Genomic DNA, 23,343 nt, shown 5'->3' with positions numbered 1-23,343 from the left:
CAGGGATTTTCCCCGCGCTCGTCCCCGGCTCCGCCCTGTCCGCCCTGGCCGCCGTGTCCGCCCCGGCCGCCCTGGCCGCCCTGGCCGCCGGAAGGGCACCACAACCCGCTGTGCGCCGGGCCGAGTTGTCCGGCGCGGGGGCGTGCCGCCCGGGCGGGTGCACTCGGCCGTGCCCGGCACACCGCGCCGCACCCCAGCGCGCCGGGGCACCCCACCGACCGGCGTCCGAAGCCCGCCAGCCGGCTCCGGAACGCCCTATCGGTGTCACCCCGCCGGGCTCAACTCCCCATCGGGCTCAGGGCCGACGATCCGGCTCGGCTCTGCGCCCTTCGCCGCGGCTCTGCGGTGCGCGTCGGATGCACCTTCGCCCCCTCCGCCCCTGCCCGACCCACCCTGGGGCTCCGCCCCAGACCCCGCTCCTCAAACGCCGGAGGGGCTGAGATCTTGCCCCACGCCCGAAACGGGGCGGGCCCTCCGTCCCGCACCCAAGTGGTGGCGCCCGGTACTCCGCCCCAGACCCCGCTCCTCAAACGCCGGAGGGGCTGAGATTTTGCCCCACGCCCGAAAGGGGGCGGGCCCTCCGTCCCGCACCCAAGTGGTGGCGCCCGGTACCCCGGGGCCGGTCAGGTCTGTTTCAGGCCCTCGATCAGGGAGTCTGCTGCCGTGTACGGGTCGAGTTCGCCCGCGACGATGCGTTCCGCGAGGGCGCTCAGGCGGCGGTCGCCGTGGAGGTCGCCGATGCGGCGGCGCAGCGCGGTGACGGCGATCGTCTCGACCTCCTGGGACGCCCGCGCGCGCCGGCGCTCGGCCAGGACTCCGCGCTCCTCCATCCACGCCCGGTGCTTCTCCAGGGCCTCGACGACCTCGTCGATGCCCTCGCCGCGCGAGGCGACCGTCTTGACGATCGGCGGGCGCCAGTCCCCCGGCCCCCGGGACTCGCCGAGGCTGAGCATGTGGTTGAGCTCGCGGGCGGTGGAGTCGGCGCCGTCGCGGTCGGCCTTGTTGACGACGTACACGTCGCCGATCTCCAGGATTCCCGCCTTGGCGGCCTGGATGCCGTCGCCCATGCCGGGGGCGAGCAGCACGACCGAGGTGTCGGCCTGGGAGGCGATCTCGACCTCCGACTGCCCGACGCCGACTGTCTCCACGAGGATCACGTCGCAGCCCGCCGCGTCCAGCACACGGATCGCCTGGGGGGCCGACCAGGCCAGCCCGCCCAGGTGTCCGCGGGTGGCCATCGAGCGGATGTAGACGCCCGGGTCCGAGGAGTGGTCGGACATCCGGACGCGGTCGCCGAGGAGCGCGCCCCCGGAGAACGGCGAGGACGGGTCGACGGCCAGGACGCCGACCCGCCTGCCCTGCCGCCGGTAGGCCGTCACCAGCGCCGACGTCGAGGTCGACTTGCCGACCCCGGGCGAGCCGGTGAGCCCCACCACGTACGCGTTGCCGGCCAGCGGGGCCAGCGCGGCCATGACCTCACGGAGCTGTGGTGCCGCCCCCTCCACGAGGGAGATCAGCCGGGCCACCGCCCGCGGCCGTCCTTCCCTGGCCTGGGTCACCAGCGAGGAGACGTCCTGCATCACAGCTCCGTTCACGAGAGGTCCGTTGCGCGAAAGCGTGTCAGGCCTTGGCCACCCGCACGATCAGCGCGTCGCCCTGACCGCCGCCGCCGCACAGGGCGGCCGCGCCGACGCCGCCGCCGCGCCGCTTCAGTTCGAGGGCCAGGTGCAGGACGAGGCGGGCGCCGGACATGCCGATCGGGTGACCGAGGGCGATGGCGCCGCCGTTGACGTTCACCTTTTCCGTGGACACGCCGAGGTCCTTCATTGACTGGTGCGCGACCGCGGCGAAGGCCTCGTTGATCTCGATCAGGTCGAGGTCCGCGACCTGAAGGCCCTCCTTCTTCAGGGCGTGCAGGATCGCGTTCGAGGGCTGCGACTGCAGGGAGTTGTCCGGGCCGGCCACGTTGCCGTGGGCGCCGATCTCCGCGATCCACTCCAGGCCGAGCTCCAGCGCCTTGGCCTTGCTCATCACGACCACGGCGGCCGCGCCGTCCGAGATCTGGGAGGCGCTGCCGGCGGTGATGGTGCCGTCCTTGGCGAAGGCGGGACGCAGCTTGCCGAGCGACTCGGCGGTCGTCTCGGCGCGGATGCCCTCGTCCTTGCTGAAGACGACCGGCTCGCCCTTGCGCTGCGGGATCTCGATCGGTGTGATCTCCGCCTCGAAGAGGCCGTTCTTCTGGGCGGCGGCCGCGCGCTGGTGGGAGAGGGCGGCGATCTCGTCCTGCACCGGACGCTGGATGCCGAGACGGGTGTTGTGCTTCTCCGTCGACTCGCCCATGGCGACGCCCTCGAAGGCGTCCGTCAGACCGTCGTACGCCATCGCGTCGAGCATCTCGATGGCGCCGTACTTGTAGCCCTCGCGGGACTTCGGGAGCAGGTGCGGGGCGTTCGTCATGGACTCCTGGCCGCCGGCGACCACGATGTCGAACTCGCCGGCGCGGATGAGCTGGTCCGCCAGCGCGATGGCGTCGAGGCCGGAGAGGCACACCTTGTTGATGGTGAGCGCCGGGACGTTCATGGGGATGCCCGCCTTGACGGCGGCCTGGCGTGCCGGGATCTGCCCTGCCCCGGCCTGGAGCACCTGGCCCATGATCACGTACTGCACCTGGTCGCCGCCGATGCCCGCACGGTCGAGGGCGGCCTTGATCGCGAAGCCGCCGAGGTCGGCCCCGGAGAAGGACTTCAGCGAGCCCAGCAGTCGTCCCATGGGCGTGCGGGCGCCCGCGACGATCACCGAGGTGTTGCTGTTCGTTCCAGACATGAGGTGCGATCCCCTTACCGGCTGCACAGCCGAGGAGTGAACGAGGGTTTACTCAGAATGTACTGAGCGGTACGCCACGCGTCATCCGGCCCGCGGTGTGATCGCGCGCACGTTGCGTAACCACGCCGGGAGCGCTGCACTGACTCCATGCTGACGCGAATCGACCACATCGGGATCGCCTGTTTCGACCTCGACAAGACTGTCGAGTTCTACCGTGCGACGTACGGCTTCGAAGTCTTCCACTCCGAGGTCAACGAGGAGCAGGGCGTGCGAGAGGCCATGCTCAAGATCAACGAGACGTCCGACGGCGGCGCCTCCTACCTCCAGCTGCTGGAACCCACCCGCGAGGACTCGGCCGTGGGCAAGTGGCTGGCCAAGAACGGCGAGGGCGTGCACCACATCGCCTTCGGCACCGCGGACGTCGACGGTGACGCCGCCGACATCCGCTCCAAGGGCGTCCGGGTCCTCTACGACGAGCCCCGGACCGGGTCCATGGGGTCCCGGATCACGTTCCTGCACCCCAAGGATTGCCACGGAGTACTGACAGAACTGGTCACTTCGGCGGCGGTTGAGTCACCTGAGCACTGACCTCCGTATATCTGGGCCGGTAGGGTTGGGGTCGGCCGTCGCCTTTCGCGGGGGACGGCCGTGGTCCTGGCGCCTTCCGGCGAGCGGGACCAAGGGCCGGGGTCCAGGTTTCGGGGGGCGAGCGTCGGGGCAGCAGCCCGTGCTCCGCCGTTGATCTGACACCATTCCCCGGGGGCCCCGTTCGGCGGAAGAACGGTGCTCGTTCGGAATTACTTGCGACCAGGGGACGGATGGGACCGCGCAGTGCGGGGCTACGAACGCCAGGAGCGAGAGCCGGCGGCTGACGTCGACCACCTCTCTCGGTTCGAGGCCGAGATGGAACGGCTGAAGACCGAGCGGGAGAAGGCCGTCCAGCACGCCGAGGACCGCGGCTATCAGGTCGAGGTGCTGCGCGCCAAGCTGCACGAGGCGCGCCGCAGTCTGGCGACCCGTCCTGCCTACGACGGGGCCGACATCGGCTACCAGGCCGAGCAGATGCTCCGCAATGCCCAGATGCAGGCCGACCAGCTGCGCGTCGACGCCGAGCGCGAGATCAGCCAGGCGCGGGCGCAGACCCAGCGTCTCCTCCAGGAACACGCAGAGCAGGCCGCCCGGCTCCAGGCCGAGCTGCACCAGGAGGCCGTCACCCGGCGTCAGCAGCTCGACCAGGAGCTGGCGGAGCGCCGCCAGACCGTCGAGTCGCACGTCAACGAGAACGTGGCGTGGGCGGAGCAGCTTCGCGCCCGCTCCGAGTCCCAGGCCCGCCGCCTGGTGGACGAGTCGCGCGCCGAGGCCGAGCAGGCGCTCGCCGCCGCCCGCGCGGAGGCCGAGCGCGTAGCCGCCGAGGCGCGCCAGCGGCTCACCACCGACGCCGAGACCGCCCGCGCGGAGGCCGAGGCGCTGCTGCGCCGTGCCCGCACGGACGCCGAGCGGCTGCTGAACGCCGCCTCGACGCAGGCGCAGGAGGCCACCGACCACGCCGAGCAGCTCCGCAGCAGCACGGCGAGCGAGTCGGACAACGCCCGCCGTCAGGCCGGCGAGCTGAGCCGGGCCGCCGAGCAGCGGATGAGCGCCGCCGAGACGGCGCTGCGCGAGGCCCAGGCCGAGGCGGACAAGGTGCTGAACGAGGCCAAGGAAGCCGCGGCGAAGACGATCGCCAACGCCGAGTCGGTCAACGAACAGCGCACCCGGACCGCGAAGGAGCAGGTCGCCCGGCTGGTCAGCGAGGCCAACCAGGAGGCCGAGACCACCAAGTCCGAGGCCGAGCAGATCGTCGCGGACGCCCGCAGCAAGGCCGAGACGATCGTCGCCGAGGCCGAGGAGAGCGCGCGCAGCCTCACCGCCGAGGAGACCGCCTCCCAGCTGGCCAAGGCGGCCCGTACCGCCGAGGACGTGCTGAACAAGGCGTCCGAGGAGGCCAAGCGGACCACGAAGGCGGCCTCCGAGGAGGCCGAGCGGATCCGCACCGAGGCGGAGACCGAGGCCGACCGGCTGCGCGCCGAGGCGCACGACATCGCCGAGCAGCTCAAGGGCACGGCGAAGGACGACACCAAGGAGTACCGCGCCAAGACCGTCGAGCTCCAGGAGGAGGCGCGGCGGCTGCGCGGGGACGCGGAGACGCTGCGTTCGGACGCCGTCGCCGAGGGCGAGCGCATCCGCGCCGAGGCCCGGCGCGAGGCCGTCCAGCAGATCGAGGAGGGTGCGAAGACCGCCGAGGAGCTGCTCGGCAAGGCGAAGGCGGACGCGGACGAGCTGCGGCAGGCCGCCACCGCGGACAGCGAGAAGGTCCGCACCGAGGCCATCGAGCGCGCCACGTCGCTGCGTCGGCAGGCCGAGGAGACGCTGGAGCGGACCCGTGCGGAGGCCGACCGGCACCGCGCGGAGGCCGAGGAGCGGGCCGAGGCGATCGTGGCCGACGCGGAGCGGGCCGCCGAGCGGCAGCGCGAGGAGACCGAGCGGGCCATAGAGGCCCGTCAGGCCGAGGCCGCCGAGGGGCTGGCCCGGCAGCACACGGAGGCGGAGGAGCGTCTGGCCGCCGCCGAGCAGGCGCTGACCGACGCGCGCGCGGAGGCCGAGCGGATCCGCCGCGAGGCCTCCGAGGAGATCGACCGGCTGCGTTCGGAGTCCGCCGAGCGGATCCGTACGCTCCAGGCCCAGGCGGAGGCGGAGGCCGACCGGCGGCGCGACGAGGCCGCGGCGGACGCGTCGGCGTCCCGTGCCGAGGGCGAGGCCATCGCCGTACGGCTGCGTTCGGAGGCCGCGGCGGAGGCCGAGCGGCTCAAGTCGGAGGCCCAGGACACCGCCGACCGGGTGCGCGGCGAGGCGCAGACCGCGGCCGAGCGTCTGGCGGCCGAGGGGGCCGAGACGCTGGCCGCCGCCCAGGAGGAGGCCGCCCGGCGCCGCCGCGAGGCCGAGGAGACCCTCGGTTCGGCGCGCCAGGAGGCCGACCAGGAGCGCGAGCGGGCCCGCGAGCAGAGCGAGGAACTGCTGGCGTCCGCGCGCAAGCGGGTCGAGGAGGCCCAGGCCGAGGCCGTACGGCTGGTCGAGGAGGCGGACCGGCGCGCGACCGAGATGGTCTCCAGCGCCGAGCAGACCGCGCAGCAGGTGCGGGACGCGGTGGCGGGGCTGCACGAGCAGGCCCAGGAGGAGATCACCGGACTGCGCTCGGCCGCCGAGCACGCGGCGGACCGTACGCGCACCGAGGCGCAGGAGGAGGCGGACCGGGTCCGCGCCGACGCGTACGCCGAGCGCGAGCGGGCCGGCGAGGACGCGGCGCGGCTGCGGCGCGAGGCGAACGAGGAGCGGGAGGCCGCGAGCGCGCTCGCGGAGCGCACGGTCGCGGAGGCCATCGCGGAGGCGGAGCGGATGCGTTCGGACGCCGCCGACCACGCCCAGCGGGTGCGCACCGAGGTGTCGGACGCCATCGCGAACGCCGACCAGGACGCCGCGCGCACCCGTGCGGACGCCCGGGAGGACGCGAACCGGATGCGTTCGGACGCGGCGGCTCAGGTGGACACGCTCATCACGGAGGCGGCGGCGGAGGCCGAGCGGCTCGGGATCGAGACCGCGGCCGAGGCCGAGCGGGTACGCGCCGAGTCCGTGGCCAAGGCCGAGAAGCTCATCTCGGACGCGACCGGCGACGCGGAGCGGCTGCGCGCCGAGGCCGCCGAGGCGGTCGGTTCGGCCCAGCAGCACTCCGAGCGGATCCGTACCGAGGCCGAGCGGTTCAAGGCGCGGGCGACGGAGGAGGCCGAGCGGCGTACCGCGGCGGCGCGCGAGGAGGCCGAGCGGCTGCTGGACGAGGCGCGCCAGGAGGCCAACAAGAAGCGCTCCGAGGCGGCCGAGCAGGTCGACACGCTCATCTCCGAGACGGCGTCCGAGGCGGACAAGCTGCTCTCGGACGCGCAGCAGAGCGCGCAGAAGACGACGGCGGACGCCGAGTCGCAGGCCGACACGATGGTCGGTGTGGCGCGCGGCGAGGCCGAGCGGCTCGTGTCCGAGGCGACCGTCGAGGGCAACACGCTCGTGGAGCGGGCCCGCGCGGACGCGGACGAGCTGCTGGTCGGCGCGCGCCGGGACGCCACGGCGATCCGCCAGCGTGCCGAGGAGCTGCGCGACCGCGTCACGTCCGAGATCGAGGACCTGCACGAGCGGGCGCGCCGTGAGTCGTCCGAGGCGATGAAGAACGCGGGCGACCGCTGCGACGCGCTGATCAAGGCCGCCGAGGACCAGCTCAAGGAGGCCGAGGCGAAGGCCAAGGACCTGGTGGCCGAGGCGAACTCCGAGGCGAGCAAGGTGCGGATCGCCGCCGTGCGCAAGGCCGAGGGGCTTCTCAAGGAGGCCGAGCAGAAGAAGTCCTCGCTCGTCACCGAGGCGGAGAAGATCCGCTCCGAGGCGATCCAGGAGGCGAAGGCCGCCGTGGAGGAGGGCAAGCGCGACCTGGAGGTCCTGGTCCGCCGGCGTGAGGACATCAACACGGAGATCTCCCGTGTCCAGGACGTCCTGGAAGCGTTGGAGTCTTTCGAGACCCCTGGAGCCGGCAAGGACGGCGGGGTGAAGGCGGGCGCTTCGGCCGGGGCGGCCCGTTCGGGCGGCAAGGCGTCGGAGAGTTAGGGTCTGTCCGCGGGGACGGGCCCTGGCGGGAAGCGCGGATTTACGTGCTTTCCGGGACGTTTGTCACAGGTTCTGGCAAGCCTTCCGACAGCCGGCCACCCAAAAGGAGTGTCATTCTCCAGATCAAACACGTATCCGCTCGATGACACACCGCATTGCCCCCTAGGATTCCACCTATCACCTCACCGGTCTCATTCGACAGGAACCCCATGAGCGACACTTCCCCCTACGGCTTCGAGCTTGTGCGGCGTGGATACGACCGCGCTCAGGTGGACGAACGCATCTCGAAGCTCGTCTCCGACCGTGACAGCGCTCTGGCCCGTATCACCGCCCTCGAAAAGCGCATCGAGGAACTCCATCTCGAAACGCAGAACGCCCAGGCACAGGTGAGCGACGCCGAGCCGTCGTACGCCGGTCTGGGCGCCCGCGTCGAGAAGATCCTCCGCCTCGCCGAGGAGGAGGCCAAGGACCTGCGCGAGGAGGCCCGTCGCGCGTCCGAGCAGCACCGCGAGCTCGCCGAGTCGGCCGCTCAGCAGGTGCGCAACGACGCCGAGTCGTTCGCCGCGGACCGCAAGGCCAAGGCGGAGGACGAGGGCGTCCGGATCGTCGAGAAGGCCAAGAGCGACGCCTCGCAGCTGCGTTCCGAGGCGCAGAAGGACGCGGCGTCCAAGCGCGAGGAGGCGGACGCCCTCTTCGAGGAGACCCGCGCCAAGGCCGCCCAGGCCGCCGCCGACTTCGAGACGAACCTCGCCAAGCGCCGCGAGCAGTCCGAGCGCGACCTCGCGTCGCGGCAGGCCAAGGCCGAGAAGCGCCTCGCGGAGATCGAGCACCGCGCGGAGCAGCTCCGCCTGGAGGCCGAGAAGCTGCGCACGGACGCCGAGCGCCGCGCCCGCCAGACGGTGGAGACGGCTCAGCGCCAGGCCGAGGACATCGTCGCCGACGCGAACGCCAAGGCCGACCGCATCCGCTCGGAATCCGAGCGCGAGCTGGCCGCCCTCACCAACCGCCGCGACTCGATCAACGCGCAGCTCACGAACGTCCGCGAGATGCTCGCGACGCTCACGGGCGCCGCGGTGGCCGCCGCCACCGGTCCGGCCGAGGACGAGCCGATCTCCCGCGGGGTTCCGGCGCAGCAGTCCCGGTAACCGCACAGCACGACACGACAAGGCCCGCTCCCTCTGCCGAGGGCGCGGGCCTTGTCGTGTCGGAGGGCCCGTCGGGCCGGTGGGCGCCGTCGGGCCGGTGGGTCCTGTCGTGTCAAGTGGCAGGCCCCCGGGGGCGGTCTTAGCGTGGCCGCATGATCGAGCTCGAGGGGCTGACGAAGCGGTACGGCGAGAAGGTGGCGGTCAACAACCTCACCTGCACCGTCAGACCGGGCATCGTGACCGGCTTCCTCGGTCCCAACGGCGCCGGGAAGTCCACGACGATGCGGATGATGCTCGGGCTCGACCGTCCCACCGCGGGCGACGTGCGGATCGACGGACAGCACTACGACCGGCTCAAGGACCCGCTGAAGTACATCGGCGCCCTGCTGGACGCCAAGGCGATGCACGGTGGCCGGAGCGCCTTCAACCACCTTCTGTGCCTCGCCCAGAGCAACGGCATCCCGAGGGCGCGGGTGCACGAGGTCCTCGACACCGTCGGCCTCACCGCGGTCGCCCGGAAGAAGGCGAAGGGGTTCTCGCTCGGCATGGGCCAGCGGCTCGGCATCGCGGGCGCGCTGCTGGGCGATCCGCGGATCCTGATGTTCGACGAGCCGGTCAACGGGCTCGACCCCGAGGGCATCCACTGGATCCGCAATCTGATGAAATCCCTCGCGTCCCAGGGCCGTACGGTCTTCGTCTCCTCGCACCTCATGAGCGAGATGGCGCTGACGGCCGACCACCTCGTCGTCATCGGCCAGGGCAGGCTGCTCGCCGACACCTCGATGGCCGACTTCATCCGGCAGAACTCCCGCAGTTACGTCCGTGTCCGCTCCCCGCAGCGCGAGCGGCTGCTCGACGTGCTGAAGGGCGCGGGGATCACGGTCGTCCAGACGGGCGGCGGGGCGCTGGAGGTGGACGACGGGAAACCGGAGCACATCGGGGAGCTGGCCGCGCGGCACCAGATCGTGCTGCACGAGCTGAGCCCGCAGCAGGCCTCGCTGGAGGAGGCCTTCATGCGGCTGACCGCGGAATCGGTGGAGTACCACGCGCACACCGACACGGCGGAACCGGAGCTCGTGCCGGACCCGCCGGACACACCTCCCGCCCCCCGCTGGGGCGGCGACTGGAAGAAGGGCTGACGATGGCGGCCGGACAGGTCCTCAGGTCCGAGTGGACCAAGATCCGTTCCGTTTCGTCCACGGTGTGGACGCTGAGCCTCGCGGCGGTCGTCACGATCGCGCTGGGCCTGCTCATCTCGCTGCTGTCCAACCACGAGTGGGACAACATGAGCCGGCAGGACCGGCTGACCTTCGACCCGACGTTCATCAGCTTCGCGGGCATGACCCTCGGCCAGCTCGCGATGATCGTGTTCGGGGTGCTCGTCGTCGGCAACGAGTACAGCACCGGCATGATCCGCACGTCGCTCTCGGCGGTCCCCCAGCGCGGCACGTTCCTGTTCAGCAAGGTCGCGGTGGCGGCCGGTCTCGCCCTGGCCGTCGGGATGATCACCAGCTTCATCACGTTCTTCGTGGGCCAGGCGGCGCTCGGCACGCACAAGGCGTCGATCGGCGATCCGGGGGTGCTGCGCGCGGTGATCGGCGGCGGGCTCTACATGACGCTCATCGCCGTCTTCTCGATGGGCGTCGCGGCGATGCTGCGCTCGCCGATGCTCTCACTCGGCATCCTGATGCCGTTCTTCTTCCTGATCTCCAACATCCTGGGCGCGGTCTCGGCCACCAAGAAGGTCGGCCGCTACCTCCCCGACCAGGCCGGCAGCAGGATCCTGCGGGTGGTGACGCCCCTCGACGACACTCCCTACGGCCCCTGGGGCGGCCTCGCCATCATGCTGCTGTGGGTGGCGGTGGCCCTGGCCGGCGGGTACGCCCTGCTCAAGAAGCGGGACGCGTAGGACGGGCGTCGCTCAGCCTCGCTCAGGAGGCGGGCGGGGCGGGCGGTCCGTCGCCGTCCGGGCCGGGGTGGATCAGCCCGTCGAAGTCGGACCAGCCGTCCCACTGCCACACGTCCTTGCCGAGGTCAGGCTGGAGGGGCACGAATCGGCCGAGTTCGAAGTCCCCGGCCTCCAGGTCGAACCAGCGCTCGTCGGCGACCTCGGTGCCGAGGCCGACGGTCCGCGCGGTCAGCCGGACGAGCAGTTTCACCCCGGAGGAGCGGGACAGGTCCTTGCCCTGGATCCGGTGGAACGGCAGTTCGGCCACCGGCGCCTCGACCGGTATCCAGACCGTGAAGGGCGCCCCCCGCTCCACCGCGAGCCAGCTCCGCTCGTCGGCCGGATCGCCCTGCGCGTCCAGGACCTTCAGCCACTGCTTGTAGATGACGAGACTGCCGTCGTGCGGGGAGCGCTCCAGATAGCGCAGATGGGCGCGGGCCCGCAGGTCGACGACCGACAGATTGTCGAAGCGGTTGTAGAAGCGGACGGCGATGATGGCGTGGTCGCTGCCCGCGTGCCGCCGCGAGTAACCCGGGAAGTCGGCGGTCCAGGCGTGCGAGATGCTGGCCCGCCGCCGCCAGACGAAGGGGCGCAGCGCGAACAGCTTGATCAGGACGATGCCCAGCAGCACGGCGGGCACCAGGGCGCCGGTCACGGAGGCGAGCGTGGCGAGGAGCTGGTGGGCGGTGCTGTCCGGCTCGGGGTCCAGGCTGTCGGTGCCGACGCAGGCGCGCAGCACGCCGAGGCTGAGGTCCAGGAGCCGCTCCCCGTCGGAGAAACGGTCCGCCATCGAACGCGTCGAGTCCTCGGTCAGCGTCCAGGCCGCCGCCACGACGGCCGAGAGCACGGCCAGCGCGCCTAGGGTCATCAGCAGCAGGGCGTGGACGGTGCGTCCCGCGATCCACCAGCGAACGGACATGCGATAGCGCGGATGCCCCGGTCCCCGGCCGGTCCGCCCCAGCCGCCCCAGACTTTGCCTCACGAGTCCCAACTCGCCTCCCCCGTAACCGATTTCGCCCTCAGCCATACAATAGGGGCGACATCATTCCCGGTGTCGGTTCAGGCCAACCCCGCCCAGCCGGGGAGACCGGGTCCCACGCCGGGTAGACCTCGGATGAAGGCCCAGGTTCATCTCGCGTGAAAGGCTGTGCCTGCATGCGCGCGACACCACCCCCGGAGGGCGTCACCGTGACGACGAAGGACCGAAGCCTGGAGGCACTGGGCCTGAGCGACGTGCCCGCGAAGAAGCCCCTCACCTATCCGGGCCGGCCCACCACCGAACCGTCGCTGCTGACCGGCGGCGAGCTGCTCCAGCTCGACGTGCGGCCGCTGCGGCTCGGGGAGTGGTTCGTGGAGGAGCGCCAGGCTCAGCAGCGGCTGGACGAGGCCCTCGCCGACCTGGGGCAGGTGGGCACCGGACTGCGCCACCCGGTCATCGCCGTCGGTTCGAACGCCTCCCCCGGGCAGGTCGCCCACAAGCTGACCCGGCTGGGCATCCCGGCGACGGTGCCGATGGTCCCGGTGCGGGTGCGCGGGATCGGCGTGGGCTGCTCGGGACACATCAGTCCGGCGGGTTACGTGGCCGGGACGCCGTACGTGGACGCGGGCGCCGAGACGACGCTCGTGGTGACCTGGCTGGACTCGACGCAGCTCAAGGCCGTCGACGACACCGAGTTCCCTGACTACCGGCGGGCGATACTCCCGGGCGACGCGTTCACGATGACGATGCCGTCGGGGGAACGGCTCGGCGGCGCGTACATCTACTTCAGCGCGCACGGCGTGCTCGCCGATCCGGGGACAGGCCGGCCCCGCCCCGGCGGCGGCGACCAGGCCGAGCTGCTGGCGGCCCTGCTGGCCGGCTCCGGGCGGCTGCGTGACCTGCTCGGGCCCGACCCGGCGGCGTGGGTGCGCCGCGCGGGTGCCGACCGGTCGCTGCGCGAGGCGGGCACCCTCGTCTTCGGCGAGGAGGGCTGGGTGCTGCCGCAGACCGACTTCCTGCCCTACCTCGACGAATCGGCCGAGCTGCGGCTGTACGACGATCTTCCGCCGCTCGGCGATTCCCTGCCGGAGCGGTCCTGAGATTTCCCTGTGCTTCGGGACGGCCTGAATTCGCTTTTGCCGCCCCGCCAGGAAAGACGGGTACCTGACAGAACAGCGGTGCGAAACTCCGCCCTCTCCTGGATCTTTCACCAGGCGATGGGCGCGATTTTACTTCCCCTTGAGTGGAACCGTCGGCGCCCGGATATCCTCCTAACCCTTACGGGGGCGTGCGCCCCGAGGTCCTGAACCTTTCGATGGGTGCGGAGAATGATCGAGGCAGTCGGCCTGACGAAGCGCTACGGCGCCAAGACAGCCGTGTACAACCTTTCCTTCCAGGTCAGGCCGGGTGCGGTCACCGGCTTCCTCGGGCCCAACGGCTCGGGCAAGTCGACGACGATGCGCATGATCCTCGGCCTCGACAACCCGACCTCCGGGCAGGTGACGATCGGCGGCTTCCCCTACCGCAGGCTGCCGAACGCGCCCCGCCAGGTCGGGGCGCTCCTCGACGCCAAGGCCGTCCACGGCGGCCGGAGCGCCCGCAACCACCTGCTGAGCCTGGCCCAGCTGTCGGGCATCCCGGCCCGCCGCGTGGACGAGGTGCTCGGCGTCGTCGGCCTTCAGGAAGTGGCGAAGAAGCGCTCCAAGGGCTTCTCGCTCGGCATGGGCCAGCGCCTCGGCATCGCCGCCGCGCTCCTCGGCGACCCCCAGGTGCTGCTCTTCGACGAGCCGGTCAACGGCCTCGACCCCGAGGGCATCCTCTGGGTGCGCAACCTGATGAAGTCCCTCGCCGCGGAGGGCCGTACGGTCTTCGTCTCCTCGCACCTCATGAGCGAGATGGCGCTGACCGCCGATCACCTCATCGTGATCGGCCGCGGCCAGCTCCTCGCGGACCAGAACATCAAGGACTTCATCTCGCACAACTCGGCCGACTTCGCCCGGGTGCGCACCCCCGACACCGAGCCGCAGCAGCGCGAGAAGCTGACCGCGGCGCTGACCGAGGCCGGCGGCCAGGTGCTGCCCGAGCAGGACGGCGCGCTGCGCGTCACCGGCCTGCCGCTCCCCCGCATCAGCGACCTCGCGCACTCCGCCGACGTCCGGCTGTGGGAGCTGTCGCCGCACCAGGCCTCGCTCGAGGAGGCGTACATGCGGATGACGCAGGGCGCCGTCGACTACCGCTCGACCGTCGACCAGAAGGCCGGACTCCAGCAGCCGCTGCCGCCGGGCGCCATGCCGCCCCCGCAGATGCCGGTGGCGGGCCAGGGCCAGCCGGGCTGGTACGCGCCGCTGCCGCCCCAGCAGGGCGGGCAGCCCTTCGCCATGCCGCAGGCCGGGCCCTACGGCGCTCCCGCGGCCCCCGGTGCCGCCGCACCCGGCCCGTACGGCGCTCCGGCCGCCCCCGGCGCCCCGGACGCCAATCCGTACGCGCAGGCTCCCGCGAGCCCTCCGGCGCCCGCCGCCGCGCCCGCTCCGGCGCCCGAAGCCGCACCCACGACCGCGCCCGCCGCCGACCTGACCAAGCCCGAGGACGCCCGATGAGCACGCCCCAGCCCCCGATGCCGCAGCAGGCCGCCGCTGCCCCCTCATGGCAGGCGGCGCCCGGCAGTTCGTACACCTCGCCGATCCCCGTCACCCGCACCCACCTCGGGCACGCGCTCCACTCCGAGTGGACGAAGATCAAGTCGGTGCGCTCCACGATGTGGACGCTCGGGATCTTCCTCCTCCTCGTGATCGGCATCGGCTTCCTGGTCGCCGTGCAGACGACGAACGAGGACTTCGGCGACGTTCCGTACACGATCCCGGCGTTCTTCGGCCTGATGCTCGGGCAGATCTGCCTGATCACGCTGGGCGTGCTGGTGGTCTCCTCCGAGTACGGCACCGGCATGATCCGTACGACTTTCACGGCCTCGCCGCAGCGCTACCGGGTGCTCGCCGCCAAGCTGATCATCTTCTTCGCGGTGGCCTTCGGCGTCTCCGCGTTCGCGATCGGTCTCGTCGGTCTGTTCACCGAGGGGATGCACAGCGACGCCGCCGGTGAAGCCTCCGAAGTCACTTGGGGCGGCACCGTCGTGATGGGCGCGCTGTACGTCTCCCTGCTCGGCGTACTCGCGCTCGCGGTGGGCTCGATGCTGCGTCATTCGGCGGGCGCGATCACCACGATGCTCGGTGTCGTGCTGGTGCCCGCGATCATGCCCGCGTTCCTGATGATGTCCGAGAGCATGCGCACGATCGGCGAGAAGATGCAGGAGTACAACGCGCCGAACGCCCTCGCCCACGTCTTCCGGCTCGACTCGGAGAACGGCAACGGCGGAGCGCAGCTCGGCCTGCTGGCCGGGATCACGGCGGCGGCGGTCGTCGCCGCCTTCGTGCTCCTGGAGCGCCGGGACGTCTGACGGCCGCGCCCGCCCCGGCCCTCGGGCCGGACGGACCGAAGTCGCCTAGAACCTGGGCGCGTTACGGGACCGCTGCACCCGCGAGGTGCGGCGGTCCTTCGCGTTCCAGCAGGCCTTGTGCCAGTGCCGCCGCTCGTCGACGCCCGAGTGCTCCGGCCAGGCCACCACGTGCGGCACCCCGGAGGGGATCAACTGGTCGCAGCCGGGGCAGCGGTAGGTCTTGCCCTGCGCGCTCGCGCCCGCCACATGACGCACGCTCCACTCCTCGCCCTGCCAGCTCTCCGTGGACTGCCAGCCGCCGTAACGGTCCGACGAGTCCTCCTCGGGGCTCCTGCCGGACGAGCCGGCGTCCTTCGGACGGTTGCGACGCGGGGACAAGGGACACCTCACGGAGCTATACAGGAAGCAGGGGCCGACCCCAGCCTACGCGGGACACACACGGGTACGCGTACTCCGCCAACCCGTACAGATCCCCCTTCGGACCGTCCTCGGACTGTCTCCGGACAGCTCAATTCCCAGACAATCCGCAAATCTCCCCGCAAGGCCGTGACTTCGGCACGTGTCAGGCGGTTATGCCGGGTGGGGGAGCTCCGTGTCGGAGCCGAGGAAGCAGGAAGTTCGATGCACGTTGGAAGTTTTGTACTGGCGGCCCAGTTCCCCGGACAGGGCCAGGGAGAGGCCCTGCACCGCGCGGTGCGGTCCGCCGAGGTCGCCGAGGAGGCCGGGCTCGACGCGGTCTGGCTGGCCGAACACCACTTCGTGCCGTACGGGACATGCCCGTCGGCCGTCACACTCGCCGCGTATCTGCTCGGCCGCACCGACCGGATCCGGATCGGCACGGCGGTCAGCGTGCTGCCCACCGCCCATCCCGTGGCGCTCGGCGAGCAGGCCGCCCTGCTGCACCTGACGTCCGGCGGGCGGTTCTCGCTGGGGGTCGGCCGCGGCGGTCCCTGGGTCGACCTGGAGGTCTTCGGCGCGGGTCTCGCGGCGTACGAACACGGATTCCCGGAGTCACTCGATCTGCTGATGCGCTGGCTGCGCGAGCCGTCGGTCGAGGGAACCTCCGAGCGGTTCCCGTTCCGTGAAGTCCCCGTCGTACCGCGCCCGTCGGAGGCGCTGAGCGGCGTGGCGGGCCCCGAGGTCGTCGTGGCGTGCACCTCGCCCGCGAGCGTGCGGCTCGCCGCCGAGCGCGGTCTGCCGATGCTTCTGGGCATGCACGTCGGGGACGAGGAGAAGGCCGAAATGGTCGCGCTGTGGAGGCGCCACGCGCGCGCGGCGGGCCGCCCTTCGGACGAGATCGCCACCGCCGCCCATGTCTCCGCCGGCGTCTGCCAGATCGCGGACCGCCGGACCGACGCCGTCGAGACGCTCGTCAAGGCGATGCCGGGCTGGCTGAAGCAGGGGCTGGACGCCCATGTGACGGTCGACGGCCGCGTCCGCTCCATGCGGGACCCGGTGGCGTACACCGAACTCCTCTGCGGGCTGCACCCGGTGGGCACCCCGCGGCTGTGCGCCGACCGGCTCGCGGCGACCTCGGAGCGGACCGGCATCGGACGTTTCGCGCTGCTCGTCGAGGGTTCGGGCGACCTGGCGGCGACCGAGGAGAACGTACGGCGGCTCGGGGCCGAGGTGCTGCCCCAGCTCAGGTGACCGCACGGGGTCCGGCCCCGACGGGCCGGACACACGGGGAGCTTGCCGCCCCAGTACCAATGCACCTCCCGCGTACGGAGCGGCAAGCAGTGCGGCATCAGTGCGTCAGCAGTCCCTGAACTCCGGGGACTGGTTGAGCAGCTGACTGCGGACCGAGGTGAAGCGTGCCAGTGTGTCGTCCACCGAGTCGTCCAGTGGGAACACCGCCACCCGGTGGCAGTTCTGGAAGGCCAGCCGCACTCCGAAGTGCCGCTGCAGCGCGCCGCGTATCGCGTCACTCGCGAGCGCACGCAGCAGCTGGCCACGTGCCTGCTCGTCCGGCGGGGGCGTCTGGTTGTCGGCGAACGTGCCGCCGTCCACCTTCAGCTGGGCCACCAGGGAGCTGATCATCTCCCACGCGTAGGGCAGGGAGGTCCGGACGCAGTCGACGAATTCTGCTTCATCGACCTCGCCTCGCTCGGCCTGTTGGAGTAGGGCCGGTGAGACGTCGAGCGACATGGGTACTCCTCTCGCACCCCCACACCTCGGGGGTTGCCGGACAGGGACGGGGACCGCGGTATCGAACACGCTGAGTACATGTACCGCGACCTCCCGTTCATACGGTAAGCATCGGCAGGTAACGGCACCAGGAGAATGGGCACATAGCGAACACCGGGTAGGCCGACTATCAGCCACGACGGAACCCGGAATCTTCAGGATCAATGGGGTGACCCGCGAAAACACCGGCCGGGCCGCGCGATGCCGACCGACCGAACAAACGGGATGAATCACAGATTCCGCCTCGGGGTCCGGCACGGGAGGTGAGTACGGGACGGACGCGGGAATCGCGTGCACCACCGCCCGTCGAGTAGCGTTGCCGACCATGCGTCTCGTCATTGCCCGTTGTTCCGTGGACTACGCGGGCCGGCTCACCGCCCATCTCCCGTCGGCGCCCCGCCTGATCCTCGTGAAGGCGGACGGCAGCGTCTCGATCCACGCGGACGACCGGGCCTACAAGCCCCTCAACTGGATGTCGCCGCCCTGCACACTGAAGGAGGGTTCCGGCGACGACGAAGGCGTCTGGACCGTCATCAACAAGGCGGGCGAGAAGCTCATCATCACGATGGAGGAGATCCTCCACGACTCCTCGCACGAACTCGGCGTGGACCCCGGCCTGATCAAGGACGGCGTGGAAGCGCACCTCCAGGAGCTGCTCGCCGACCGCATCGAGACCCTCGGCGAGGGCTACTCGCTCATCCGCCGCGAGTACATGACCGCCATCGGCCCGGTCGACATCCTGTGCCGGGACTCCGAGGGGCAGACCGTCGCCGTGGAGATCAAGCGGCGCGGCGAGATCGACGGTGTGGAGCAACTCACGCGCTATCTGGAGCTGTTGAACCGCGACCCGCACCTCGCGCCGGTGCGCGGCATCTTCGCCGCGCAGGAGATCAAGCCACAGGCCCGCGTTCTCGCCACCGACCGCGGCATCGGCTGCGCGGTCCTGGACTACGACGCGCTGCGCGGCATCGAGGACGACAAGCTGCGGCTGTTCTGAGCCCCCCGGGTTCGTATACGAAGGAGAGGGCCGGGTCCGACGACGGACCCGGCCCTCTCCTTCGTTGCGCTGGTCCGGCCGTACGTCCGGCCCCCGCGATCAGATCACCGCGCCGCCGGACGCCGTCGGCACCGGGCCGCTCGCGGAGTCGGAGGTGGACGGGGTCGTCGAGGTACTGGGTGACGGCGACGGCGACGACGGCGAAGGGCTCGCCGAGGACGGTGACGACGAGGGTTTCGACGGCTTTGGCGACGGTGAGGACGGCCGGTGCGTCGGCCGCGTGGACGTCGACGCGGTCGGCGACTTCGACGGCTTGCTCGTGCCGGTGCGCGTCCCGCTCGGGTCGGCCGACGGCTGCCGGCTCTCCGAGGACGTCGGGGTCGGGTCGGTGGGCGTGGCCGCGGGGCTGGAGGAGGAGTCGTCGCCCTTCTTCGGGGTGTCCGCCCCCAGGCTGTCGTCCTGGGCGTCCTGGGTGGCCGACGGGTTGACGCCGACCTTCTCGGAGGGGGTGCCGTTGTCGTGCTCCGAGGTCGCGCCCAGCGTCACCACGGTCCCGAGGACGGCCACGAGGAGCGCGCCCGCGCCCGCGGCCACCAGGTTGCGCCGGGTGCCGCTGACGAGCCGGCCGGCGACGCTCCGCGGCTTGGCCGCGGGGAAACCGGGGTCTCCGGGACGGGCGAGCACCGTGATGGTGTCGTCCGCCGGGTCGGTACGGGGGACGACGGCCGGTACACCGCCGGGAGGCGACACCGACTCGTCGTGACGCGCGTCGGGCACCTCTTCGCCCGACGGGGTGTGCCCGCCGGTGATCTGCAGGGTCCCGGAACGGTCGGCGATCAGCGCGAGGGCGCGGCGGCCGGCGGTGGAGCCGCGCTTGTCGGCGAGTTCGCCGCGCATGGCGACGGAGGCCTCCAGCTCGGCGCGGGCCCGGTCGAGCTGGAGACCGCAGAGCGCGAGGACACCCAGCTCGTGGTGGAAGTAGGCCTGTTCACCCAGGTCGTCGGCCAGCTCGGAGGCCTCGACGCCGAGACGCAGGACGCGCTCCCAGGCGCTCCAGTGCAGCCCCGCGGCGAAGGCGGGCGCGGCCGTGCGGGCGAGCTGGACGGAGGCGCTCTCCTCCTCGCCCCGCGGGACGGTGGTGACCGGTACGAGCACGTCCAGGGCGGCGAGCACCGCGTCGGCCTCGGCGCAGACCCGCTCCGGGGTGACCGAGGGGTGCCCGGCCCACCAGGTGTAGTGCCGGGCGGCGGCCAGCGCGCTCTCCTGGAGGGTGTCCGCGTATCCGGAGGCCTCGAGCTGGGCCTGCACACCGGCGGCGAGCCGGTAGCGGGAGCCGACCGGGGAGACCAGCGCGCAGGCCGCGAGTTCGGCGAGCGCGGCGTCGGCGTGGGTGTCGCCCACGAGCGCGGGCAGATGGGCCTGGTGGGGCACCTCGCCGCCGAGCGCGACGGCGAAGCGCAGGGTGGCGCGGGCCGACTCGCTGAGCCGGGAGGCGAGCAGGGCCGCGGGCGCGGCGCCCTCGGCGAGGGAGGGCAGCGGTACGTCGGCGCCGTCGCCGGTCTCGAAGGGCGCGTCGGCCGGCGCTTCCTGGAAGACGCCGTAGTCGTCGAAGGCCTCTTCACCGGCCCGCATCCGGTCGCGCTGGCGCAGCAGTGCTCCGGCCTGGATGAAGCGCAGCGGCAGTCCCTCGGACTCGAACCAGAGGTCGCCGGCCCAGTTCGACTCGTCCTCGGTCAGGACACGTCCGACGGAGCGCTCCAGCAGTTCGAGACCGCCGCTGCGGTCGAGGCCGCCGAGGAGGACCTCGTCGAGCTGGGCACGGGCGGACGGGGCGGGTATGTCGGGGGTGGCGGCGACGACGAAGGCGCACTCGGGGGTGGCGTCGATCAGCACGTCGAGCTCGCTGCCGCCCATCTCCGCGTCGTCGAGGACGACGACCGCGCCGATGTCGCGGACGAGCCGGAGCATCTCGTCGTGGTCGGGGCGGTGCAGGGGGGCGTCGTAGACGGCGGCGAAGAGGTCGTACAGCACGTCGCTCGCGGTGCGCCCGTAGCCGGAGAGGCGGACGACACCGTCGGGGGCGAGGTCCGCGCAGTCGTCGGCGACGGCGTCCAGCAGGACGCTGCGGCCCGATCCCGAGGGTCCGGTGAGCCGTACCGAGCGGCCGCGCGCGAGGAGGCGTACGACCTGCTCGCGCTCCTCGTGACGTTCCAGGAGCGGCAGCCGGGGTTGTGCCGGGCCGGGCGGAACGGGCGGCTGGGCCGCGCGGGCCAGTTCGGCGCGTTCGGCGGCGCCGTGCTTGGCCGGCGGCCGCGGCCGCTCGTGCGGCGGGCAGTTCTCCAGCTCGCTGCCGTCGACGGGGTTGACCGTGAGGGCGAATTCGCCGGTGACGAGTCTGACCGTGCGGACGGGCGCGGGCTTGTGGTGTCCGAGGTCCGCCGCGAGCGGGTCGCGCGGAGGGCGCGGGCGGGTCGCCTGGCCGTCGTCCTCACGGCCGTACTCGTCGGATCCCCGGTTGATCGGGTCCATGTTCCAAGCCCCCCAAAAGCGTCGTGTGCCGATGCCCTCCCGGCCTGGCTGCACAGCGCTTCGTCGCTTCTGGTCCGGTGCCCGCTCGTAGGGTTTCGGTCGGCGGGCAGCCGAACCCTAAACCTTCGCACAGTATCTATGAACAGGCGGGGTACCGCGCCGTCCGAACCGTCACGGCTTCGTGAGGATTGTGCACGGGATGCCCGCCGGCGCGCCGGTCAGGACGCGTACGCGGTCGCGTACGCGGTCGCGTACGCGGAGCGGCGGGGGCGCGCGTTCAGGTCACACCCGAGGCAGGGACTCGACCCCGATACCACCCTCGATCGCCAGGATCCGGTGCAGCCGGGTGGCCACCAGCAGGCGCTGCATCTGCGGCGGTACGCCGCGCAGCACGAGCCGCCGGCCGCACCGTCCGGCGCGCCGGTGGGCCCCCATGATGACCCCGAGCCCGGTGGCGTCCCAGGAGTCCAGCTCGGACAGGTCGAGCACGAGGTCGCCGGCTCCGTCGTCGACGGCGGTGTGCAGGACCGTTCGGGCGTCCGCCGCGCTGCGGACGTCGAGGCGGCCCCCGACGACCAGCTCGGCGTGGTCGCCCCTGATGTACATATGCGCTCCCCGAGAATGCGTCTCGTAACTCCGCGTGTGTCTGTTTCCGCGTCTTCGCGTCTGCATGTTGTGCATGGTCTGACTGCCTGAGGGCCGCGGAGGTTGCCGTCTGTAAGCGAACCGATACCGAATTCACCTCATGGAGTGACATCCGAGAGGCGTGCACGGCGTCCGTGGCACATGCGGCGACCGGTGGCCCGGTCGCCGCATGATCGTTCAGTGCTTGTAGAAGCCCTGCCCGCTCTTGCGCCCGATGTCACCGGCGTCAACCATCCGGCGCATCAGCTCCGGCGGGGCGAACTTCTCGTCCTGGGTCTCGGTGTAGATGTTGCCGGTGGCGTGGAGCAGGATGTCGACGCCCGTGAGGTCGGCGGTGGCCAGGGGGCCCATGGCGTGGCCGAAGCCCAGCCGGCAGGCGAGGTCGATGTCCTCGGCGGTGGCCACACCCGACTCGTACAGCTTCGTCGCCTCGACGACGAGGGCCGAGATGAGGCGGGTGGTCACGAAGCCGGCGACGTCGCGGTTGACGACGATGCAGGTCTTGCCGACGGACTCGCTGAACTCGCGCGCGGCGGCGAGCGTTTCGTCGCTGGTCTTGTAGCCGCGGACGAGCTCGACGAGCTGCATCATCGGCACCGGCGAGAAGAAGTGCACGCCGACGACCCGCTCCGGGCGCTCCGTGGCCGCCGCGATCTTCGTGATCGGGATCGCGGAGGTGTTGGAGGCGAGCACCGTGTCGGGACGGACGATCTTGTCCAGGGCCTGGAAGATCTCGTGCTTGACCTCGAGCTTCTCGAAGACCGCCTCGACGACGATGTCCGCGTCGGCGGCGGCGTCCAGGTCGGTGGTCGCCGTGATGCGCGCGAGGGCGGCGTCCGCGTCGGCGGCCTCCAGCTTGCCCTTGCTCACGAACTTGTCGTACGAGGCCTTGATGCCGTCGAGGCCGCGGTTCAGCGCCTCGTCGGTCACATCGCGCAGAACGACGTCCCAGCCCGCCTGCGCGGAGACCTGGGCAATACCGGACCCCATGAGTCCGGCTCCGATGACGGCGAGCTTCCCAGCCACTCAGACTCCCTTAACACGCTGCTTGTGTATGCCTCTTCGGCGGAGAGTAGCGTTCGGAAGGGGGCGCGAAACCCGTAAGTAACGCGTGTCACGGTCTCAGGGCGTGAGACACCCGTCACGTCCCGTCCCACGGGCCCGGCGAACCCTCACCGGCCGGGTCCGCGCCCTGTGATCCGCACGACGCCGGCACGGCGTCCCCCCGTCCGGTGAGGCCGTCTAGATTGACTCCATGGTCAATCTGACGCGCATCTACACCCGGACCGGCGACCAGGGCACCACGGCCCTCGGGGACATGAGCAGGGTCGCCAAGACCGATCTGCGGATCTCGGCGTACGCCGACGCCAACGAGGCGAACGCGGTGATCGGTACGGCGATCGCGCTGGGCGGCCTGGAGGACGAGGTCGTCCGGGTCCTCACCCGCGTCCAGAACGACCTGTTCGACGTGGGCGCGGATCTGTCGACGCCGGTGGTCGAGGACCCGAAGTTCCCGCCGCTGCGGGTGGAGCAGTTCTACGTCGACAAGCTGGAGGCGGACTGCGACCTGTTCAACGAGCGGCTGGAGAAGCTCCGCTCCTTCATCCTGCCCGGCGGCACCGCCGGCGCGGCGCTCCTGCACCAGGCGTGCACGGTCGTGCGCCGGGCCGAGCGCTCCACCTGGGCCGCCCTGGAGGTCCACGGCGAGGCGATGAACCCGCTCACCGCCACCTACCTCAACCGCCTCTCCGACCTCCTGTTCATCCTGGCGCGCACGGCGAACAAGGACGTGGGCGACGTGCTGTGGGTGCCGGGCGGGGAGCGCTGAGCGACCTCCGGACTCTTCCGCCGAACACCGTCAGGGCGTCCGCGCCGGGCTCGAAGCGACCTTCGGGCCCGCCGCCGCGGGCGCCCTTCGTCGTCCCCGGAGCGGGCCGCGGCCGTCCGCGCCCGGGAGCA

The 23,343-nt window shown here is 71.8% G+C and carries 19 protein-coding genes; 11 read left to right on the top strand and 8 right to left on the bottom strand.

Features of this window, described 5'->3' with window-relative positions; all coding sequences use genetic code 11:
• Positions 1-623: 623 nt before the first annotated feature.
• Both meaB and ACFYYF_RS37110 read right to left on the bottom strand, forming a co-directional pair.
• A complete protein-coding gene (meaB, locus tag ACFYYF_RS37115) occupies positions 624-1,580 on the bottom strand; it encodes a methylmalonyl Co-A mutase-associated GTPase MeaB (RefSeq protein ID WP_388782940.1) in 957 nt (318 codons plus the stop codon).
• 40 nt (positions 1,581-1,620) lie between these two features.
• Positions 1,621-2,823 carry an acetyl-CoA C-acetyltransferase gene (locus tag ACFYYF_RS37110; protein ID WP_365486745.1) on the bottom strand — a complete coding sequence of 401 codons (1,203 nt, stop codon included), beginning with the start codon at positions 2,821-2,823 and terminating at the stop codon, positions 1,621-1,623.
• Positions 2,824-2,970: 147 nt separating this feature from the next.
• Here ACFYYF_RS37110 and mce point away from each other — a divergent pair, with 147 nt between their 5' ends.
• From mce to ACFYYF_RS37085, 5 genes are all read left to right on the top strand, one after another.
• Positions 2,971-3,411: a methylmalonyl-CoA epimerase gene (mce, locus tag ACFYYF_RS37105; RefSeq protein ID WP_361683301.1), complete on the top strand. Its 441-nt coding sequence runs from the start codon at positions 2,971-2,973 to the stop codon at positions 3,409-3,411.
• A 243-nt stretch (positions 3,412-3,654) separates the two neighbouring features.
• Positions 3,655-7,503 (top strand): polarized growth protein Scy, encoded by a 3,849-nt coding sequence (gene scy, locus ACFYYF_RS37100; RefSeq protein WP_388782874.1) that lies wholly within the window; start codon positions 3,655-3,657, stop codon positions 7,501-7,503.
• A gap of 209 nt (positions 7,504-7,712) precedes the next feature.
• Positions 7,713-8,648 carry a cellulose-binding protein gene (locus tag ACFYYF_RS37095; protein WP_361683305.1) on the top strand — a complete coding sequence of 312 codons (936 nt, stop codon included), beginning with the start codon at positions 7,713-7,715 and terminating at the stop codon, positions 8,646-8,648.
• 152 nt (positions 8,649-8,800) lie between these two features.
• The gene (locus tag ACFYYF_RS37090; protein WP_388782871.1) at positions 8,801-9,787 is read left to right on the top strand and encodes an ABC transporter ATP-binding protein; all 987 of its coding nucleotides are present in this window, start codon (positions 8,801-8,803) and stop codon (positions 9,785-9,787) included.
• Positions 9,788-9,789: 2 nt separating this feature from the next.
• A complete protein-coding gene (locus tag ACFYYF_RS37085; protein ID WP_361683309.1) occupies positions 9,790-10,557 on the top strand; it encodes an ABC transporter permease in 768 nt (255 codons plus the stop codon).
• 22 nt (positions 10,558-10,579) lie between these two features.
• Here the strand turns inward: ACFYYF_RS37085 and ACFYYF_RS37080 are convergent, their stop codons facing one another.
• The gene (locus tag ACFYYF_RS37080; RefSeq protein ID WP_388782868.1) at positions 10,580-11,515 is read right to left on the bottom strand and encodes a hypothetical protein; all 936 of its coding nucleotides are present in this window, start codon (positions 11,513-11,515) and stop codon (positions 10,580-10,582) included.
• Between the two features lie 236 nt (positions 11,516-11,751).
• Here ACFYYF_RS37080 and ACFYYF_RS37075 point away from each other — a divergent pair, with 236 nt between their 5' ends.
• From ACFYYF_RS37075 to ACFYYF_RS37065, 3 genes are all read left to right on the top strand, one after another.
• Positions 11,752-12,675 (top strand): hypothetical protein, encoded by a 924-nt coding sequence (locus tag ACFYYF_RS37075; protein WP_365486753.1) that lies wholly within the window; start codon positions 11,752-11,754, stop codon positions 12,673-12,675.
• Positions 12,676-12,903: 228 nt separating this feature from the next.
• Entirely contained in the window at positions 12,904-14,172 is a 1,269-nt protein-coding gene (locus tag ACFYYF_RS37070) for an ABC transporter ATP-binding protein (RefSeq protein WP_388782866.1), read from the top strand.
• A complete protein-coding gene (locus tag ACFYYF_RS37065) occupies positions 14,169-15,026 on the top strand; it encodes an ABC transporter permease (RefSeq protein ID WP_388782863.1) in 858 nt (285 codons plus the stop codon). Before ACFYYF_RS37070 ends, ACFYYF_RS37065 begins: the two co-directional genes overlap by 4 nt.
• Positions 15,027-15,071: 45 nt before the next feature.
• On the opposite strand, the gene ACFYYF_RS37060 is transcribed toward ACFYYF_RS37065, so the two are convergent.
• Positions 15,072-15,404 carry an ATP/GTP-binding protein gene (locus ACFYYF_RS37060; RefSeq protein ID WP_361683319.1) on the bottom strand — a complete coding sequence of 111 codons (333 nt, stop codon included), beginning with the start codon at positions 15,402-15,404 and terminating at the stop codon, positions 15,072-15,074.
• A 243-nt stretch (positions 15,405-15,647) separates the two neighbouring features.
• Here ACFYYF_RS37060 and ACFYYF_RS37055 point away from each other — a divergent pair, with 243 nt between their 5' ends.
• Positions 15,648-16,676, top strand: coding sequence for an LLM class flavin-dependent oxidoreductase (locus ACFYYF_RS37055; RefSeq protein WP_361683321.1), 1,029 nt, complete (start codon positions 15,648-15,650; stop codon positions 16,674-16,676).
• A 105-nt stretch (positions 16,677-16,781) separates the two neighbouring features.
• Here ACFYYF_RS37055 and ACFYYF_RS37050 read toward each other — a convergent pair whose 3' ends face one another.
• Positions 16,782-17,174: an SCO5389 family protein gene (locus ACFYYF_RS37050; RefSeq protein WP_103550954.1), complete on the bottom strand. Its 393-nt coding sequence runs from the start codon at positions 17,172-17,174 to the stop codon at positions 16,782-16,784.
• 364 nt (positions 17,175-17,538) lie between these two features.
• On the opposite strand from ACFYYF_RS37050, the gene nucS reads away from it, so the two are divergent.
• Positions 17,539-18,210 (top strand): endonuclease NucS, encoded by a 672-nt coding sequence (gene nucS / locus ACFYYF_RS37045; protein WP_361683323.1) that lies wholly within the window; start codon positions 17,539-17,541, stop codon positions 18,208-18,210.
• A 99-nt stretch (positions 18,211-18,309) separates the two neighbouring features.
• On the opposite strand, the gene ACFYYF_RS37040 is transcribed toward nucS, so the two are convergent.
• From ACFYYF_RS37040 to ACFYYF_RS37030, 3 genes are all read right to left on the bottom strand, one after another.
• Positions 18,310-20,739 (bottom strand): ATP-binding protein, encoded by a 2,430-nt coding sequence (locus tag ACFYYF_RS37040; protein ID WP_388782858.1) that lies wholly within the window; start codon positions 20,737-20,739, stop codon positions 18,310-18,312.
• 282 nt (positions 20,740-21,021) lie between these two features.
• Positions 21,022-21,345 carry an STAS domain-containing protein gene (locus ACFYYF_RS37035; protein WP_329301685.1) on the bottom strand — a complete coding sequence of 108 codons (324 nt, stop codon included), beginning with the start codon at positions 21,343-21,345 and terminating at the stop codon, positions 21,022-21,024.
• A gap of 216 nt (positions 21,346-21,561) precedes the next feature.
• The gene (locus tag ACFYYF_RS37030) at positions 21,562-22,410 is read right to left on the bottom strand and encodes a 3-hydroxyacyl-CoA dehydrogenase family protein (RefSeq protein WP_361683328.1); all 849 of its coding nucleotides are present in this window, start codon (positions 22,408-22,410) and stop codon (positions 21,562-21,564) included.
• Positions 22,411-22,639: 229 nt separating this feature from the next.
• On the opposite strand from ACFYYF_RS37030, the gene ACFYYF_RS37025 reads away from it, so the two are divergent.
• Complete coding sequence (locus ACFYYF_RS37025; protein ID WP_361683329.1) at positions 22,640-23,212, top strand: cob(I)yrinic acid a,c-diamide adenosyltransferase; 573 nt, start codon at positions 22,640-22,642, stop codon at positions 23,210-23,212.
• Positions 23,213-23,343: the final 131 nt, after the last annotated feature.

Source organism: Streptomyces sp. NPDC001914, from assembly GCF_042891215.1.
GTDB lineage: Bacteria > Actinomycetota > Actinomycetes > Streptomycetales > Streptomycetaceae > Streptomyces.
Note: the sequence above shows the minus strand (reverse complement) of the source record. Positions and strands in the feature narration are given on the sequence as shown.

Coding starts and splice junctions, on each gene's coding strand:
- mce (WP_361683301.1), top strand. CDS start 2,971: ATGCTGACGCGAATCGACCACATCGGGATCGCCTGTTTCGACCTCGAC.
- ACFYYF_RS37110 (WP_365486745.1), bottom strand. CDS start 2,823: ATGTCTGGAACGAACAGCAACACCTCGGTGATCGTCGCGGGCGCCCGC.
- ACFYYF_RS37025 (WP_361683329.1), top strand. CDS start 22,640: ATGGTCAATCTGACGCGCATCTACACCCGGACCGGCGACCAGGGCACC.
- ACFYYF_RS37075 (WP_365486753.1), top strand. CDS start 11,752: ATGCGCGCGACACCACCCCCGGAGGGCGTCACCGTGACGACGAAGGAC.
- meaB (WP_388782940.1), bottom strand. CDS start 1,580: ATGCAGGACGTCTCCTCGCTGGTGACCCAGGCCAGGGAAGGACGGCCG.
- ACFYYF_RS37065 (WP_388782863.1), top strand. CDS start 14,169: ATGAGCACGCCCCAGCCCCCGATGCCGCAGCAGGCCGCCGCTGCCCCC.
- ACFYYF_RS37070 (WP_388782866.1), top strand. CDS start 12,904: ATGATCGAGGCAGTCGGCCTGACGAAGCGCTACGGCGCCAAGACAGCC.
- ACFYYF_RS37085 (WP_361683309.1), top strand. CDS start 9,790: ATGGCGGCCGGACAGGTCCTCAGGTCCGAGTGGACCAAGATCCGTTCC.
- ACFYYF_RS37035 (WP_329301685.1), bottom strand. CDS start 21,345: ATGTACATCAGGGGCGACCACGCCGAGCTGGTCGTCGGGGGCCGCCTC.
- ACFYYF_RS37050 (WP_103550954.1), bottom strand. CDS start 17,174: ATGTCGCTCGACGTCTCACCGGCCCTACTCCAACAGGCCGAGCGAGGC.
- ACFYYF_RS37090 (WP_388782871.1), top strand. CDS start 8,801: ATGATCGAGCTCGAGGGGCTGACGAAGCGGTACGGCGAGAAGGTGGCG.
- nucS (WP_361683323.1), top strand. CDS start 17,539: ATGCGTCTCGTCATTGCCCGTTGTTCCGTGGACTACGCGGGCCGGCTC.
- ACFYYF_RS37080 (WP_388782868.1), bottom strand. CDS start 11,515: ATGTCCGTTCGCTGGTGGATCGCGGGACGCACCGTCCACGCCCTGCTG.
- ACFYYF_RS37040 (WP_388782858.1), bottom strand. CDS start 20,739: ATGGACCCGATCAACCGGGGATCCGACGAGTACGGCCGTGAGGACGAC.
- ACFYYF_RS37055 (WP_361683321.1), top strand. CDS start 15,648: ATGCACGTTGGAAGTTTTGTACTGGCGGCCCAGTTCCCCGGACAGGGC.
- ACFYYF_RS37095 (WP_361683305.1), top strand. CDS start 7,713: ATGAGCGACACTTCCCCCTACGGCTTCGAGCTTGTGCGGCGTGGATAC.